This window comes from Pseudomonas sp. IPO3778 (assembly GCF_013386825.1).
Lineage (GTDB): Bacteria > Pseudomonadota > Gammaproteobacteria > Pseudomonadales > Pseudomonadaceae > Aquipseudomonas.
The window spans coordinates 78,599-92,139 of record NZ_JACARC010000002.1 but is presented as its reverse complement, the minus strand read 5'-3'; the positions used below and the strand labels follow the sequence as shown (position 1 = coordinate 92,139).

Here is a 13,541-nt window from a genome sequence, read left to right as displayed (position 1 = left end):
CGTTCGGGCACACCGAGCCTGAGCGAGGTGTCGAGTGGTGGGGCAAGAGCCTTTTGGTTACTTTTGGGCTCCTTTCAAAAGTGACCCGCTGTAAGAGCGGAACCCATAGCGGCCGTTACCTAAATAACGGATATACACACCAACCAATAGCGCCCCCACACGATCGGCTATAGTGCCCGACGACTCTGGAAAGGGAGACCCTTCGTGCGAATTGCGCTTTTTCTGTCAGCCTGGCTCATCTGCCTGGGCGCCCAAGCCGCCCCCGTGGACGTCGCGACCCTGGACCGCGGCACCTGGCCCGAACGCCTCAGCAGCCCCGCCCTGTTCGACGTCGCCTCCCGCGCCGAAATCCTGATGTTCGCCCACACCCTGCTGGCCAGCGAATCCCTCGACGAGCCCGCCCTCAAGCAGCGCCTGGGCCTGAAGATCATCAACCAGGCCTCCGTCGACGACCTGCGCCGCCAACTGTGGCAACGGCTCCTGGAAAACTACACCTTCGCCCAACAAAGCTGCGAACAGGACGCCTCCTTCTGCTACCTGGTAGAAAACATGGACGACCTGCGCGAACAAGCCGCCAAGTTCCAGGTCAGCGACAGCTCCTTCTATATAGGCTGGGCCGGCCCCAGCGCCGCCTTCCACGAGCGCTACCTGGATGAACAGTTGCGCAAGGCCGCCCTGTTCCCCCAGATCAGCAGCGAAATCGCCCGCTTCGGCGACCATGAACGCAACGGCGACGAACTCAACGACCGGATGTTCCTGCTGACCTTCGACAGCGGCCCATCCCCCGTCAGCGGCAACACCGACTGGCTCACCGACTACCTGCGCAAACAGAAAATGCACAGCCTTTTCTTCGTGCTGGGCAACAGCCTGCAAACCCGCGTCGAAAAAAGCTCCGCCACCGATGTGCAGGCGCTGTACCAGGGCCAGTGCGTCGGCATCCAGGGCTGGCAGTACCGTTCCCATAGCCACTGGGTCGACTGGCAGTCCTCCATCACCCGCAGCGCCTCCCTGACCCAAAGCCTGATGCCGGAAAACTACGCGCCGCTGTTCCGCCCACCCTATGGCCAGCGCCGCTCCGACAGCCAGGGCTTCTTTCAGTCCCAGGGGCTGCAAGTGGCATTGTGGGACATCGATTCGGAAGACGAAGCCGGCAAGCTCAAGGCCGACGAATCGGCCAACCGGGTGCTCACGCTGATGCTGCTGTGGCGGCGCGGGGTGATCGTATTCCACGACACCCAGGACAAGGCGCGCATCGCATTACCCTGGCTTTTACACGCCACGGCAGAAAGTGGACTCGGCTGGCAGGATTGCCGCGAAGCGTTTCACTGAAAAAGCACAAAGAGCCCGGCCCTGTTGGGGCTGAGGTTTTTTCGGGGGGAATTTTGGAGATATTTCGATACAGGCGGACTTCCGACTTTAACGGTGCAATGCCGACTCGCCTAGTGCTATTCGTCATCCTGAAAAATAAACTTCAAAAAAGCGTCAAAGTGCTTTTTCCTGTCATGTGTTTTGCGGTATTACGAAGACAGACAGCCGAAACCTGCAACACAGGTGGCGTCTTCCAAGACACCTCTTGTGTGCACCGCACTTGACGCCCCTCAAGTGCGTTCGACGGTCGAATCGAGGCGCAGCACTGTCGCGGTATTGCGTCGACTGGCTCCCACAAAGGTGACCGAGTATGGATGATCATGGACGTAACCCTTCTTCCGACCAGCCAATCCTTTATGTGCTTGATACCAACGTACTGATTCACGATCCAAACGCACTGCTTAACTTCGAAGAACACCACGTCGCCATCCCGATGATCGTGCTTGAGGAGCTCGACAAACTCAAAAGCGGGCACCACAGCGTTGCCGCCGAATGCCGCCAGGCAATCCGGCTGATCGACAAGACCCTGGGCGAAGCCTCACCCGACGATGTCGAAGTGGGCGTGCCGATCCAGCGTGGCAAAAGCGGACCCAAGGGCTTGCTGTCGATTCTGATGAACAAGCGCAGCGAGCCCAACAGCCTGCTGCCGGAAAATCTGAACGACAACAAAATCATCAACCAATTGATCGACCTGCATGCGCGTGACAAGGACTTGCGCCTGGTGCTGGTGACCAAAGACATCAATATGCGCCTCAAGGCACGAGCGTGTGGGATCGCTGCCGAGGACTACAGTACCGACCAACTGGTTGACGATGTATCGATGCTGTCCCGTGGTTATCACACCATGACCGGCTCGTTCTGGGACCGCGTCAGCAAGGTTGAAACCCGTCAGGACCATGGCCGCACCTGGCACCAGGTACAGCTGATCGACAACCTGCCGGCGGTGCACATCAATGAATTCATCATCGACGAACAGGGCTTTGTGGGCTGGATCAAAGAGATCCAGGTCGACAAGCTGCTGATCCTCGACCTGCATCAGGAGCCCCTGTTGCACCAGGAAGCCTGGGGCCTGAAACCGCGTGATATCTACCAGAGCCTGGCGCTGTATGCCTTGCTCGATCCGGACATCCACCTGGTCAACCTGACCGGCGCTGCAGGCTCGGGGAAAACCATCCTCGCCCTGGCGGCCGCCATCGAGCAGACCATGGTGACCAAGCGCTATCGCCGCATCATCGCCACCCGCAGCGTGCAGGGCCTGGACCAGGAAATCGGTTTCCTGCCCGGCACCGAAGCGGAAAAAATGGAGCCGTGGCTGGGGGCGATCACCGACAACCTCGAAGCCTTGCACATGGATGACGAAAACACCCATGGCAGCGTCGACTACATCCTCAGCAAAGTGCCGTTGCAGTTCAAATCCCTCAACTACATACGGGGTCGCAGCTTCCAGCAAAGCCTGATTTTGATCGATGAATGCCAGAACCTCACGCCGCACCAGATGAAAACCATCATCACCCGTGCGGGCGCCGGTTCCAAAGTGGTGTGCCTGGGCAACCTGGCACAGATCGACACCCCTTACCTGTCCGCGACCAGTTCCGGGCTGACGTACCTGACGGAACGCTTCAAGGACTTCCCGAACGGCGTGCACATCGCCCTGCAGGGTGTCCCTCGTTCGATTCTGGCCGAATACGCCGAATCGCATCTGTAAACAGTCCTGTAGGAGCGAGCTTGCTCGCGAAGGACGTCAACGATAACGCGGGGCATCTGGTGCCCCGCGTTGTTCTCTGGTTTTTCGCGAGCAAGCTCGCTCCTACAGGGTTTACAATCGGGGCTCCTGATCAGGAGTATCCCTGTGCTGACTCATCTCGATTCCCTAGGTCGCGCCCATATGGTCGACGTCACTGAAAAAGCCGTGACGTTCCGTGAAGCCGTGGCCGAAGCGCGGGTGCGCATGTTGCCCGAGACCCTGAAAATGATTGTCGACGGCGCCCACCCCAAGGGCGACGTGTTTGCCGTGGCCCGCATCGCCGGGATCCAGGCGGCGAAAAAAACCAGTGATCTGATCCCTCTGTGCCACCCGCTGATGCTCACCGGGGTCAAGGTTGAACTCAGCGCCGATGGCCTGGACGCGGTGCACATCGTCGCCCGCTGCAAACTCTCCGGCCAGACCGGCGTGGAGATGGAAGCGCTGACGGCAGCCAGTGTGGCCGCCTTGACGATCTACGACATGTGCAAGGCGGTTGACCGCGGCATGACCATCGAAAACATTCGCCTGCTGGAAAAACTTGGCGGCAAGAGCGGGCATTTCAAGGCGGACCAGGCATGAGCATCAACGTACTGTTTTTTGCACGCTACAGCGAAACGGTGGGCTTTGACTCGCTGGAGATGGAAGGCGACTTCGCCACCGTCGACGCCGTGCGTGTGGCGCTGGCGGCTGATCCAGGCTTTGAAGTGCTCAACGAGACCCGGCTGATGTGTGCCCGCAACCAGGAAATTTGTACGCTGGACGAGCCTGTGCAAGCCGGCGACGAGGTCGCATTCTTCCCGCCCGTGACCGGAGGCTGACCATGGCGATTCGGGTGCAGGTCAAGGCGTTTGATCCCGGCGCTGAGGTCAACGCGATGCACGCGGCCAATGCCGGCGTGGGCGCGGTGGTGAGTTTTGTCGGCTATGTGCGCGACTTCAACGATGGCCTGGACGTGGCCGGGATGTTCCTTGAGCACTATCCTGGCATGACGGAGAAAGCCCTCGGCAAAATCGCCGTGGAGGCCGAGCAACGCTGGCCGCTGCTCAAGCTGGAAGTGCTGCACCGCATCGGCGCCCTGGAGCCGGGCGAGCCGATCGTGTTCGTGGCGGCGGCCAGTGCCCATCGCCAGGCCGCGTTTGATGCCTGTGCGTTTGTAATGGACTACCTGAAAACCCGGGCGCCGTTCTGGAAGAAAGAAAACACCAGTGATGGCCCGCGCTGGGTGGAAGGGCGCGACAGCGATCACGCTGCTGCTGATCGCTGGAAATAACAAGACGTGTGGCGAGGGAGCTTGCTCCCGCTGGGCTGCGTAGCGGCCCCAAAATCTTGGGAGCGCTGCGCACTCCAGCGGGAGCAAGCTCCCTCGCCACAGGGGTTAGGTCGAGGCTTGCAGCCGGTGCGGCGACAGCATAGCTTCGGTCAACCCGAACGCCGCCAATGCATCTGGCAATGGCTTCCCTCGTACCAGCGCGGCACTGGCCTGGCCCATTGCCGGTGACGTCTGGATCCCATAGCCGCCTTGGGCCGCAATCCAGAACAAACCCTCCACCTGTGGATCGAACCCGCAGACCAGATCCCCATCCCTGACAAAACTGCGCAACCCGGCCCAGGTCCGCGCAGGCCGGCGGATGCTCAGGGTGGTGGCTTCTTCGATGTGGTAGATGCCCGTCGCAATATCCAGCTCTTCGGGCTGCACATCGTGAGGCTCCACCGGGTCGGCATTGGCGGGTGAGCCGAGGAACATGCCGGCGTCGGGTTTCATGTAGAACGAACCGTCGAGGGCTGCCAGTTCCGGCCAGGCATGGATGTTCAGTTCAGCGGGCGCGGCGAATACGAATGCACTGCGACGCTTGGGTTGCAGGCCGATTTTTTGTGCACCGGCCAACTCACCGATGTGGTCGGCCCAGGCACCGGCGGCGTTAATGATGACCGGGGCGCTGAAGTGCTGTTGCGCAGTGCGAACTTGCCACACGCCCTGAGCGTCGCGGGTCAGTTTTTGCACGTCGTTGTTGGTGTGGATTTCACCGCCGTTGCGTCGAATGCCACGCAAATAGCCTTGGTACAGCGCGTCGGTGTCGATGTCGCAGACGGTGGGGTCGTAGATCCCGCCGTGGACTTTTTCCCGGCGCAGGATTGGCATCATGGCCATCGACTCTTCGACGTCGAGCAACCGCGTTTCCGGCACCAGGGCCTTGGCGCTCAGGTATTGGCGCTGTAACTCATCCGGGTCGCCAGTCAAGTCCACCAGCAGTTCGCCTCGCGGGGTGAGCAGCGGGTGCTCGGCAAAACCGGTGGGCGGGTGATCGAAGAAGGCGCGGCTGCCGAGGGTCAGTGCACGAACCTGGGGCGTGCCGTAGGCGGCGATGTACAGGGCGGCGGAGCGGCCGGTGGAGTGGTAACCCGGCATCGACTCGCGCTCCAGCACGATGACGCGGGCATGTTGTGACAGCCAGTAACCGGCGGATGCGCCAGCGATGCCACCGCCGATGATGATGTAGTCGGCCTGGTTCATGTGTTCCTCCTTGAATGTGAAGACGCTGAAACAAAATGTGGGAGCGGGCTTGTGTGGGAGCCGGGCTTGCCCGCGATGCAGGCACCTCGGTGTGTCAGTCACACCGGGGTGATGCTATCGCAGGCAAGCCAGCTCCCACACAAGCCCGCTCCCACATGTTTTACCGCATTCCAGCTTAAGGACGTTTGCGTTCTACAGGACGCAACAGATGCGTCGGCGGCGTTTCGCAGCTGATCTTGCGGCCCAGCAGTGTTTCGATCGACGGCAACTGATACGAATCGTCTTCACCGGCAAAGCTGATGGACACGCCCGCCGCGCCCGCACGGCCGGTACGGCCAATGCGGTGCACGTAGTCGTCCGGCACTTCCGGCAGGGTGAAGTTGATCACGTGGCTGATGCCATCAATGTGGATCCCGCGCCCGGCCACGTCGGTGGCCACCAGCACGCGGATCTTGCCTTCGCGGAAACCTTCCAGGGTCTTGATGCGCTTGTGCTGTGGCACGTCGCCCGACAGTTGCGCGGCGTTGACGCCATCACGCACCAGGCGTTCTTCGATGCGCCGCACTTCGTCCTTGCGGTTGGCAAACACCATCACCCGCTCCCAACCGTTGTCGTTGACCAGGTTGTAGAGCAGCTTGTATTTGTCGGCACCGGCCACCGCATAGATGTGCTGTTCGACGTTCTCGCTGGCAACGTTCAGGGCCTCGATCTCGACGATGGACGGGTCAGTGGTCCACTGCTTGGCGAGGTTCATCACGTCTTCAGTGAAGGTCGCGGAGAACAGCAGGGTCTGGCGTTCGTTTTTCGGCGGGGTCTGGCGAATGATCTGGCGTACTTGGGGGATGAAGCCCATGTCGAGCATGCGGTCGGCTTCGTCCAGCACCATCACTTCGACCATGTCCAGGTGCACGTCGCCGCGCTGGTTGAAGTCCAGCAAGCGGCCCGGTGTGGCCACCAGGATGTCGCAGTGACGCGCTTCCAGGTGCTTGAGCTGTTTGTCGAAGTCCATGCCGCCCACAAACGTCATCACGTTGAGGCCGGTGTATTTGGTCAGGTCGGCGGCGTCCTTGGCGATCTGTACCACCAACTCCCGGGTCGGGGCGATGATCAGTGCGCGCGGCTCACCCATGTAGCGCTCTTTGGGCGGCGGGGTCTGCAGCAACTGGGTGATGATCGAGATCAGGAACGCGGCGGTCTTGCCGGTACCGGTCTGGGCGCGACCGATGGCGTCTTTGCCGGCGAGGGTGAAGCCCAGCACTTGCGCCTGGATCGGCGTGCAGTACGGGAATCCCAGGTCCTGGATGGCGTGCATCAGTTCCGGGGCGAGTTTGAAATCATGAAAGCGGGTTTTGCCTTCCTGGGGTTCGACGGCGAAGTCTTCCAGTTTCCAGGGAATGACCACGGGTTTTGGCGCGCGTTCGCGGCGCGGTTTTTCCTGGCGTGGCTCCTGGCGTGGCTCCTGGCGTGGCTTCTCGGCGGGTGATTCTTCAGCGACGTTAACCGTGGCGGGTGTGGTCACCGGCTCTTTTTTTGGCGAGGCAACAGGTGCGGCCCGGCCAGGCTGTTGGCCGTCATTGCGGCTGCCTTGGACATGGGCGGGGGCACTGGAACCTGGCGCGAGCTGCTCAGCCTCGCTTTTACCGAACATCTTCTTGAGTGCTTTGAGCACGGTCATCTCATCAATTGGTTAAGGAATGTACGCCGGCCAGTGTAATGCAAGAATCGGGCGCGGCGTAGTGCGTTGGTCATACGGCTACATAATGTGTGGTTTTCAGCCCAGGCGGGCGGTCAACCAGTCACCAATATCGCGGATCTCTTCGGGTAACACTTCGTGGCCCATTGGGTATTCCTGCCATGTAACGGTGACACCGCGCGTTTTTAAATGCTCATAGGCGCTGCGTCCCATGGCGTTCTGTACCACATCGTCGTATTGGCCGTGCAGGCACAGCGCCGGAACCCGTTGCTGGCTGGCCGACAGTTCAAGTTCGTCGCCGAACGTCGGAGCGTACGTGGAAAGGGCAATCACGCCACCCAATGCGCCCTGCCATTTAAGGAAGGCGGTGTGGAATACCACGGCGCCGCCTTGGGAAAAACCGGCGAGAAAAATCCGCGAGGCGTCTATTCCGGTGCTTTTTTGTTCCTTGATCAGGTCGGTGACCATTTTTGCCGAGTCTTCCAGCTCTTCAAGGCTGATGGAGCGAGCCGGGCTCATGGCCTTGATGTCGTACCAGCTAGGCATCTCGTAGCCGCCATTGATGGTCACTGGACGTGTCGGCGCCTGGGGCAAAACGAAGCGAGTGGACAGCAGTTTTTCCTGCAGGGCTTCGGCCACCGGCAGGAAGTCGTAGCGATCGGCACCCAGGCCATGCAACCAGATTACGCAAGCGTCTGCGGGCTTGGCGGGCTGAAGAATCAAGGGTTCGGTCATGTCTGCTCCATAAATGTGCGTGCGCTCCGATTGGGTGCGTCGTAACGGTGCGCGACGGGTTGATCTGTTAAGAGAATGTCGCAAGGTTGAATCTTTTGCTCTTGACCATGGGCTGAAACGACTCAGCCGCCAGTCTGGTACGGGGCTTGCTATGAGAAACCCGATGTCAAGGCTCACCCCAGGCGGTAACACTATCAGTGACTGACGCCTGTGGGATAGCAACTGGACTTAAAGCAAAAACCTCATGCTGTTTGACCCTAAAAAAAGCCAACACGGGTCGATGTCGCCTCATAAGGGTGCGGTGGGGTTCGAGCTCCGACACAACAAGAGCAAAACTGGAGGTTTGAATGAAGGTATTGAAATCCACCCTGGCCATCGTGACCGCGGCTACCGTATTGGGTGTCAGTGGTTTCGCCCAGGCTGGCGCCACCCTGGACGCCGTGCAGAAGAAAGGCTTTGTGCAGTGTGGCGTGAGCGACGGTCTGCCAGGCTTCTCGGTGCCGGATGCCAGCGGCAAGATCCTCGGGATCGACGCTGACGTGTGCCGTGCTGTTGCCGCTGCCGTATTCGGCGACGCAACCAAGGTCAAATTCAGCCAGTTGAATGCCAAGGAGCGTTTCACCGCGCTCCAGTCTGGCGAAGTCGACATCCTGTCGCGCAACACCACCATGACCAGCTCCCGCGATGCGGGCATGGGCCTGAAATTCCCGGGCTTCATCACCTACTACGACGGTGTTGGCTTCCTGGTTAACAACAAGCTGGGTGTGAAAAGCGCCAAGGAACTGGACGGTGCAACCATCTGCATCCAGGCCGGTACCACCACGGAGCTGAACGTTTCCGACTACTTCCGTGCCAACAACCTGAAGTACACCCCGATCACGTTCGACACCTCCGATGAAAGCGCCAAGTCGCTGGAATCCGGTCGTTGCGACGTACTGACCTCCGACAAGTCCCAGCTCTACGCACAGCGCAGCAAGCTGGCTTCGCCGAAGGACTACGTGGTTCTGCCGGAAACCATTTCCAAAGAACCACTGGGCCCAGTCGTGCGTAACGGCGACGACGAGTGGCTGGCCATCGTGCGCTGGGTTGGCTACGCCATGCTCAACGCTGAAGAAGCCGGTATCACCTCGAAGAACGTCGAAGCTGAAGCCAAGTCCACCAAGAACCCGGACGTAGCCCGTCTGCTGGGTGCTGATGGCGAATACGGCAAAGACCTGAAAGTGAAGAAAGACTGGGTCGTACAGATCGTCAAGCAGGTGGGTAACTACGGTGAAGTCTTCGAGAAAAACCTCGGCAAAAGCACTCCGCTGGAAATCGATCGTGGCCTGAACGCACTGTGGACCAACGGTGGCATTCAATACGCACCACCTGTGCGCTGATCGCTGATGGTTCTGTCACCCGGTGGGCCAACCGCCGGGTGATGTTCTGTTCCATTATTCCTGGGGCACTTAATGCAAAATCAAATCGGCGCACCAAAACAGAAGCTCAGCTTCAGTGATCCAAAAGTGCGTGCGTGGCTATTCCAGATCATCACGATTGTGGCGGTGGTCTCGTTGGGCTGGTACCTGTTCAACAACACGCAAACCAACCTTCAACACCGGGGCATTACCTCGGGTTTCGACTTTCTTGAGCGCAGTGCCGGCTTCGGCATCGCTCAGCACCTGATCGACTACACCGAATCGGACAGCTATGCCCGGGTCTTTGTCATCGGTCTGCTCAACACCTTGCTGGTGACCGTGATCGGTGTGGTCCTGGCGACCATCCTCGGGTTCATCATCGGCGTGGCACGCTTGTCGCCCAACTGGATGATCAACAAGCTGGCGACCGTGTATGTGGAAGTGTTCCGCAACATTCCGCCGCTGCTGCAAATCCTGTTCTGGTACTTCGCCGTGTTCCTGACGATGCCGGGGCCGCGCAACAGCCACAACTTCGGTGACACCTTCTTTGTCAGCAGCCGTGGCCTGAACATGCCCGCCGCCTTGATGGCGGACGGTTTCTGGCCGTTTGTGATCAGCGTCGTGGTGGCGATCGTCGCCATTGTGCTGATGGCCCGCTGGGCCAACAAACGCTTTGAAGCCACCGGTGTTCCGTTCCATAAGTTCTGGGCGGGCCTGGCCCTGTTGGTGGTGATTCCTGCGCTGTGTTCACTGATCTTCGGTGCACCGCTGCACTGGGAAATGCCCAAGTTGCAGGGTTTCAACTTTGTCGGCGGCTGGGTATTGATCCCTGAGCTGCTGGCATTGACCTTGGCGCTTACCGTGTACACGGCAGCGTTTATTGCCGAGATCGTGCGTTCAGGCATCAAGTCGGTCAGCCACGGCCAGACCGAAGCGGCGCGCTCCCTGGGCCTGCGCAACGGTCCGACCTTGCGCAAAGTGATCATCCCGCAAGCCTTGCGCGTGATCATCCCGCCGCTGACCAGCCAATACCTGAACCTGGCGAAAAACTCGTCACTGGCCGCCGGTATCGGTTACCCGGAAATGGTTTCGCTGTTTGCCGGCACGGTACTCAACCAGACCGGCCAGGCCATCGAGGTTATTGCCATCACCATGAGCGTGTACCTGGCGATCAGCATCAGCATTTCCCTGCTGATGAACTGGTACAACAAGCGCATTGCGCTGATCGAGCGGTGAGGAAACCTGCATGAGTACGCATACATTCAAACCTGATATGCCGCCACCGAACAAAGTGTTCGGGCCGATGGCATGGATGCGCGCCAACCTGTTTTCCAGCTGGCTCAACACCCTGCTGACGCTGTTGGCGTTTTACCTGATCTACCTGGTGGTGCCGCCGATCCTGCATTGGGCGATCCTCGACGCGAACTGGGTCGGTACCACCCGCGCCGACTGCACCAAGGAGGGCGCCTGCTGGGTGTTTATCCAACAGCGCTTCGGGCAGTTCATGTACGGCTACTACCCCGGCGACCTGCGCTGGCGCGTGGACCTGACCGTGTGGCTGGCCATTGTGGGCGTGGCGCCGTTGTTCATCTCGCGCTTTACCCGCAAGGCGGTCTACGGCCTGAGCTTTTTGGTGGTGTACCCGATCGTTGCCTACTTCCTGCTGCACGGCGGGATCTTCGGCATGACCAACGTGGCCACCAGCCAATGGGGCGGCTTGATGCTGACCCTGGTGATCGCCACCGTCGGTATTGCCGGGGCCTTGCCGCTGGGCATCGTGCTGGCGCTGGGACGGCGTTCGAACATGCCTGCCATTCGTGTGGTCTGCGTGACCTTCATCGAGTTCTGGCGCGGCGTGCCGTTGATCACGGTGCTGTTCATGTCGTCGGTGATGTTGCCGTTGTTCCTGCCGGAAGGCATGGGCATCGACAAGCTGCTGCGGGCGTTGATCGGCGTGATCCTGTTCCAGTCGGCCTACGTGGCCGAAGTGGTGCGCGGTGGGTTGCAGGCGATTCCCAAGGGGCAGTATGAAGCCGCCGCCGCGATGGGCCTGGGTTACTGGCGCAGCATGGGCTTGGTGATTCTGCCCCAGGCGCTGAAGATGGTGATCCCGGGCATCGTCAACACGTTTATCGCGTTGTTCAAGGACACCAGCCTTGTGATCATCATCGGCCTGTTCGACCTGCTCAACAGCGTCAAGCAAGCTGCCGCCGACCCCAAATGGTTGGGCATGGCCACTGAAGGCTACGTGTTCGCCGCCCTGGTGTTCTGGATTTTCTGTTTTGGTATGTCCCGCTATTCCATTCATTTGGAACATAAGCTGGACACAGGCCACAAGCGTTAGGAGTTTTGTGATGAGTGAAGCGATCAAACAGCCTGTGAGCCCTGAAGGCATTATTCAGATGCAGGGCGTCAACAAGTGGTACGGCCAGTTCCACGTGTTGAAAGACATCAACCTGAACGTCAAGCAGGGCGAGCGTATCGTGCTGTGCGGCCCGTCGGGTTCCGGCAAGTCCACCACCATCCGCTGCCTCAACCGTCTGGAAGAGCACCAGCAGGGCCGTATCGTGGTCGATGGTGTGGAGCTGACCAACGACCTCAAGCAGATCGAAGCGATCCGTCGCGAAGTCGGCATGGTGTTCCAGCACTTCAACCTGTTCCCGCACCTGACCATCCTGCAGAACTGCACGCTGGCCCCGATGTGGGTACGCAAGATGCCCAAGCGCAAGGCCGAAGAAATTGCCATGCATTACCTTGAGCGCGTACGTATTCCAGAGCAGGCCCACAAGTTTCCGGGGCAACTGTCCGGCGGTCAGCAACAGCGTGTGGCGATTGCCCGTGCGCTGTGCATGAAACCGAAAATCATGCTGTTCGATGAGCCGACCTCGGCACTCGACCCGGAGATGGTGAAAGAGGTGCTGGACACCATGATCGGCCTGGCGGAAGACGGCATGACCATGCTCTGCGTGACCCACGAAATGGGCTTTGCGCGCACCGTGGCCAACCGCGTGATCTTCATGGACAAGGGCGAGATTGTGGAACAGGCGGCGCCGAATGACTTCTTCGACAACCCGCAGAATGACCGGACCAAGTTGTTCTTGAGCCAGATTCTGCATTGATCGATGCTTGAAACGATAAACCCGGCCTGGTGCCGGGTTTATTTTTGCCTGTCATGAAACCTTGAGTGCCTCAGGCTCGGTATTCACGGTGTAGGTGAAGGCTCCCCGCAGATCAGCCCCGTCGGCCAATACCTTGGCGTCAGCGAGCAGGTGAGGGTATCGGTCCAGCAGACGCATCAACAGCATCAGGGCCTTTGGCGGAAGAAGCTCGCCGCGCTCGTAACGCGAAAATGCGTTGTGGCCGCCGCCGGATAGCAGTTGCACGGCCTCTTTTTGCGTAAGGTGTAATGTGCGGCGGATGCGCTTCATCTCGGCACCGATCATTTGTCGGGCGGCGATAACCAGTTCATCACCCGCTTGCCCGTGGCGCTCCGAACTTTCTGGATCCCACTCGACTTCCCCGCATTTCTGGCACTCCCAGCCAGAAAGATTATCGACACGGCGCTCCATGCCCTTGACGCTTATGGTTTCGCCCCGTCCTTCGAAATGGGTCATTCCCTCACGTGCGCCGCAGCTGAAACATTGCTGGGTTTTCATGGATTGTTCTCCTTGAAGGAGATTACGGGTGGGCCGCCGGCAGGGCGGTATGTCACCTTTATATAAATCTCCCTATCTTGTGAGTTCGTGTGGTACACGTCCTGCCAAACTCGGTGGTCTTCATAGGTGGTCATCGATTTGTACAACATCCTGGTTTGCAGCTCGAAAATGACTTCCTGCATCTCTTCAATAGTCAGGCCCATCTCCTGGCCGGTCCTTTCTGCGGTATTGGTAAATGCTTTCTTCCCAAGCCGCCTGACATCCGCTTTTATCGCCGCCAAATCGTAATGAGGTGTGTACTTTTCCATAAGACACCTGAGGCCGAAATTACCCTCTAAGGGTAATTTTATCAATTGGAAATCCCGCTCCATTTGTTACCCACCCAACCCTAGTGCGTTGCCTTTGTAGGCAACTCCGAATAGGCTGTGGGAAAATT

The 13,541-nt window shown here is 59.4% G+C and carries 14 protein-coding genes; 9 read left to right on the top strand and 5 right to left on the bottom strand.

The window, feature by feature from the left end; genetic code table 11:
* The first annotated feature begins 204 nt into the window (after positions 1–204).
* From HX855_RS00540 to moaE, 5 genes are all read left to right on the top strand, one after another.
* Positions 205–1,329, top strand: coding sequence for a polysaccharide deacetylase family protein (locus HX855_RS00540; RefSeq protein WP_177088541.1), 1,125 nt, complete (start codon positions 205–207; stop codon positions 1,327–1,329).
* 349 nt (positions 1,330–1,678) lie between these two features.
* Positions 1,679–3,073, top strand: a complete 1,395-nt coding sequence (locus tag HX855_RS00535) for a PhoH family protein (RefSeq protein ID WP_088424175.1) — start codon at positions 1,679–1,681, stop codon at positions 3,071–3,073.
* A gap of 144 nt (positions 3,074–3,217) precedes the next feature.
* Positions 3,218–3,691, top strand: coding sequence for a cyclic pyranopterin monophosphate synthase MoaC (moaC, locus tag HX855_RS00530; protein WP_177088543.1), 474 nt, complete (start codon positions 3,218–3,220; stop codon positions 3,689–3,691).
* Positions 3,688–3,930, top strand: a complete 243-nt coding sequence (gene moaD, locus HX855_RS00525) for a molybdopterin converting factor subunit 1 (RefSeq protein WP_177088545.1) — start codon at positions 3,688–3,690, stop codon at positions 3,928–3,930. Before moaC ends, moaD begins: the two co-directional genes overlap by 4 nt.
* Positions 3,931–3,932: 2 nt before the next feature.
* Positions 3,933–4,382, top strand: a complete 450-nt coding sequence (gene moaE / locus HX855_RS00520; RefSeq protein ID WP_177088547.1) for a molybdopterin synthase catalytic subunit MoaE — start codon at positions 3,933–3,935, stop codon at positions 4,380–4,382.
* 105 nt (positions 4,383–4,487) lie between these two features.
* Here moaE and HX855_RS00515 read toward each other — a convergent pair whose 3' ends face one another.
* The 3 genes from HX855_RS00515 to HX855_RS00505 all read right to left on the bottom strand — a co-directional run bounded on the left by HX855_RS00515 (position 4,488) and on the right by HX855_RS00505 (position 8,052).
* Positions 4,488–5,624: an FAD-binding oxidoreductase gene (locus HX855_RS00515; RefSeq protein ID WP_177088549.1), complete on the bottom strand. Its 1,137-nt coding sequence runs from the start codon at positions 5,622–5,624 to the stop codon at positions 4,488–4,490.
* A 175-nt stretch (positions 5,625–5,799) separates the two neighbouring features.
* Positions 5,800–7,299, bottom strand: a complete 1,500-nt coding sequence (gene rhlB / locus HX855_RS00510; RefSeq protein WP_177088551.1) for an ATP-dependent RNA helicase RhlB — start codon at positions 7,297–7,299, stop codon at positions 5,800–5,802.
* 96 nt (positions 7,300–7,395) lie between these two features.
* Positions 7,396–8,052, bottom strand: coding sequence for an alpha/beta hydrolase (locus HX855_RS00505; protein ID WP_177088553.1), 657 nt, complete (start codon positions 8,050–8,052; stop codon positions 7,396–7,398).
* Positions 8,053–8,399: 347 nt separating this feature from the next.
* Between HX855_RS00505 and HX855_RS00500 the strand changes: the two genes are divergently transcribed.
* From HX855_RS00500 to HX855_RS00485, 4 genes are all read left to right on the top strand, one after another.
* Positions 8,400–9,431, top strand: a complete 1,032-nt coding sequence (locus tag HX855_RS00500) for an amino acid ABC transporter substrate-binding protein (RefSeq protein ID WP_003216321.1) — start codon at positions 8,400–8,402, stop codon at positions 9,429–9,431.
* A 72-nt stretch (positions 9,432–9,503) separates the two neighbouring features.
* Entirely contained in the window at positions 9,504–10,685 is a 1,182-nt protein-coding gene (locus tag HX855_RS00495; RefSeq protein WP_177088555.1) for an amino acid ABC transporter permease, read from the top strand.
* Between the two features lie 10 nt (positions 10,686–10,695).
* Positions 10,696–11,793, top strand: coding sequence for an amino acid ABC transporter permease (locus HX855_RS00490; protein WP_003216325.1), 1,098 nt, complete (start codon positions 10,696–10,698; stop codon positions 11,791–11,793).
* 10 nt (positions 11,794–11,803) lie between these two features.
* On the top strand, positions 11,804–12,568 hold the full coding sequence (locus tag HX855_RS00485; protein WP_003171943.1) for an amino acid ABC transporter ATP-binding protein: 765 nt from the start codon (positions 11,804–11,806) through the stop codon (positions 12,566–12,568).
* Positions 12,569–12,619: 51 nt separating this feature from the next.
* On the opposite strand, the gene HX855_RS00480 is transcribed toward HX855_RS00485, so the two are convergent.
* A complete protein-coding gene (locus tag HX855_RS00480) occupies positions 12,620–13,105 on the bottom strand; it encodes a type II toxin-antitoxin system MqsA family antitoxin (protein ID WP_177088557.1) in 486 nt (161 codons plus the stop codon).
* Entirely contained in the window at positions 13,102–13,413 is a 312-nt protein-coding gene (locus HX855_RS00475) for a type II toxin-antitoxin system MqsR family toxin (protein ID WP_177088559.1), read from the bottom strand. The genes HX855_RS00480 and HX855_RS00475 overlap by 4 nt, the downstream gene beginning before the upstream one ends.
* Between the last annotated feature and the right edge of the window lie 128 nt (positions 13,414–13,541).

Excerpts from the sequence above, each read along its gene's own strand:
- HX855_RS00480 (WP_177088557.1), bottom strand. The coding sequence starts at position 13,105 with ATGAAAACCCAGCAATGTTTCAGCTGCGGCGCACGTGAGGGAATGACC.
- HX855_RS00515 (WP_177088549.1), bottom strand. The coding sequence starts at position 5,624 with ATGAACCAGGCCGACTACATCATCATCGGCGGTGGCATCGCTGGCGCA.
- HX855_RS00475 (WP_177088559.1), bottom strand. The coding sequence starts at position 13,413 with ATGGAAAAGTACACACCTCATTACGATTTGGCGGCGATAAAAGCGGAT.
- HX855_RS00535 (WP_088424175.1), top strand. The coding sequence starts at position 1,679 with ATGGATGATCATGGACGTAACCCTTCTTCCGACCAGCCAATCCTTTAT.
- HX855_RS00505 (WP_177088553.1), bottom strand. The coding sequence starts at position 8,052 with ATGACCGAACCCTTGATTCTTCAGCCCGCCAAGCCCGCAGACGCTTGC.
- moaE (WP_177088547.1), top strand. The coding sequence starts at position 3,933 with ATGGCGATTCGGGTGCAGGTCAAGGCGTTTGATCCCGGCGCTGAGGTC.
- HX855_RS00485 (WP_003171943.1), top strand. The coding sequence starts at position 11,804 with ATGAGTGAAGCGATCAAACAGCCTGTGAGCCCTGAAGGCATTATTCAG.
- HX855_RS00500 (WP_003216321.1), top strand. The coding sequence starts at position 8,400 with ATGAAGGTATTGAAATCCACCCTGGCCATCGTGACCGCGGCTACCGTA.
- HX855_RS00490 (WP_003216325.1), top strand. The coding sequence starts at position 10,696 with ATGAGTACGCATACATTCAAACCTGATATGCCGCCACCGAACAAAGTG.
- moaD (WP_177088545.1), top strand. The coding sequence starts at position 3,688 with ATGAGCATCAACGTACTGTTTTTTGCACGCTACAGCGAAACGGTGGGC.
- rhlB (WP_177088551.1), bottom strand. The coding sequence starts at position 7,299 with ATGACCGTGCTCAAAGCACTCAAGAAGATGTTCGGTAAAAGCGAGGCT.
- HX855_RS00495 (WP_177088555.1), top strand. The coding sequence starts at position 9,504 with ATGCAAAATCAAATCGGCGCACCAAAACAGAAGCTCAGCTTCAGTGAT.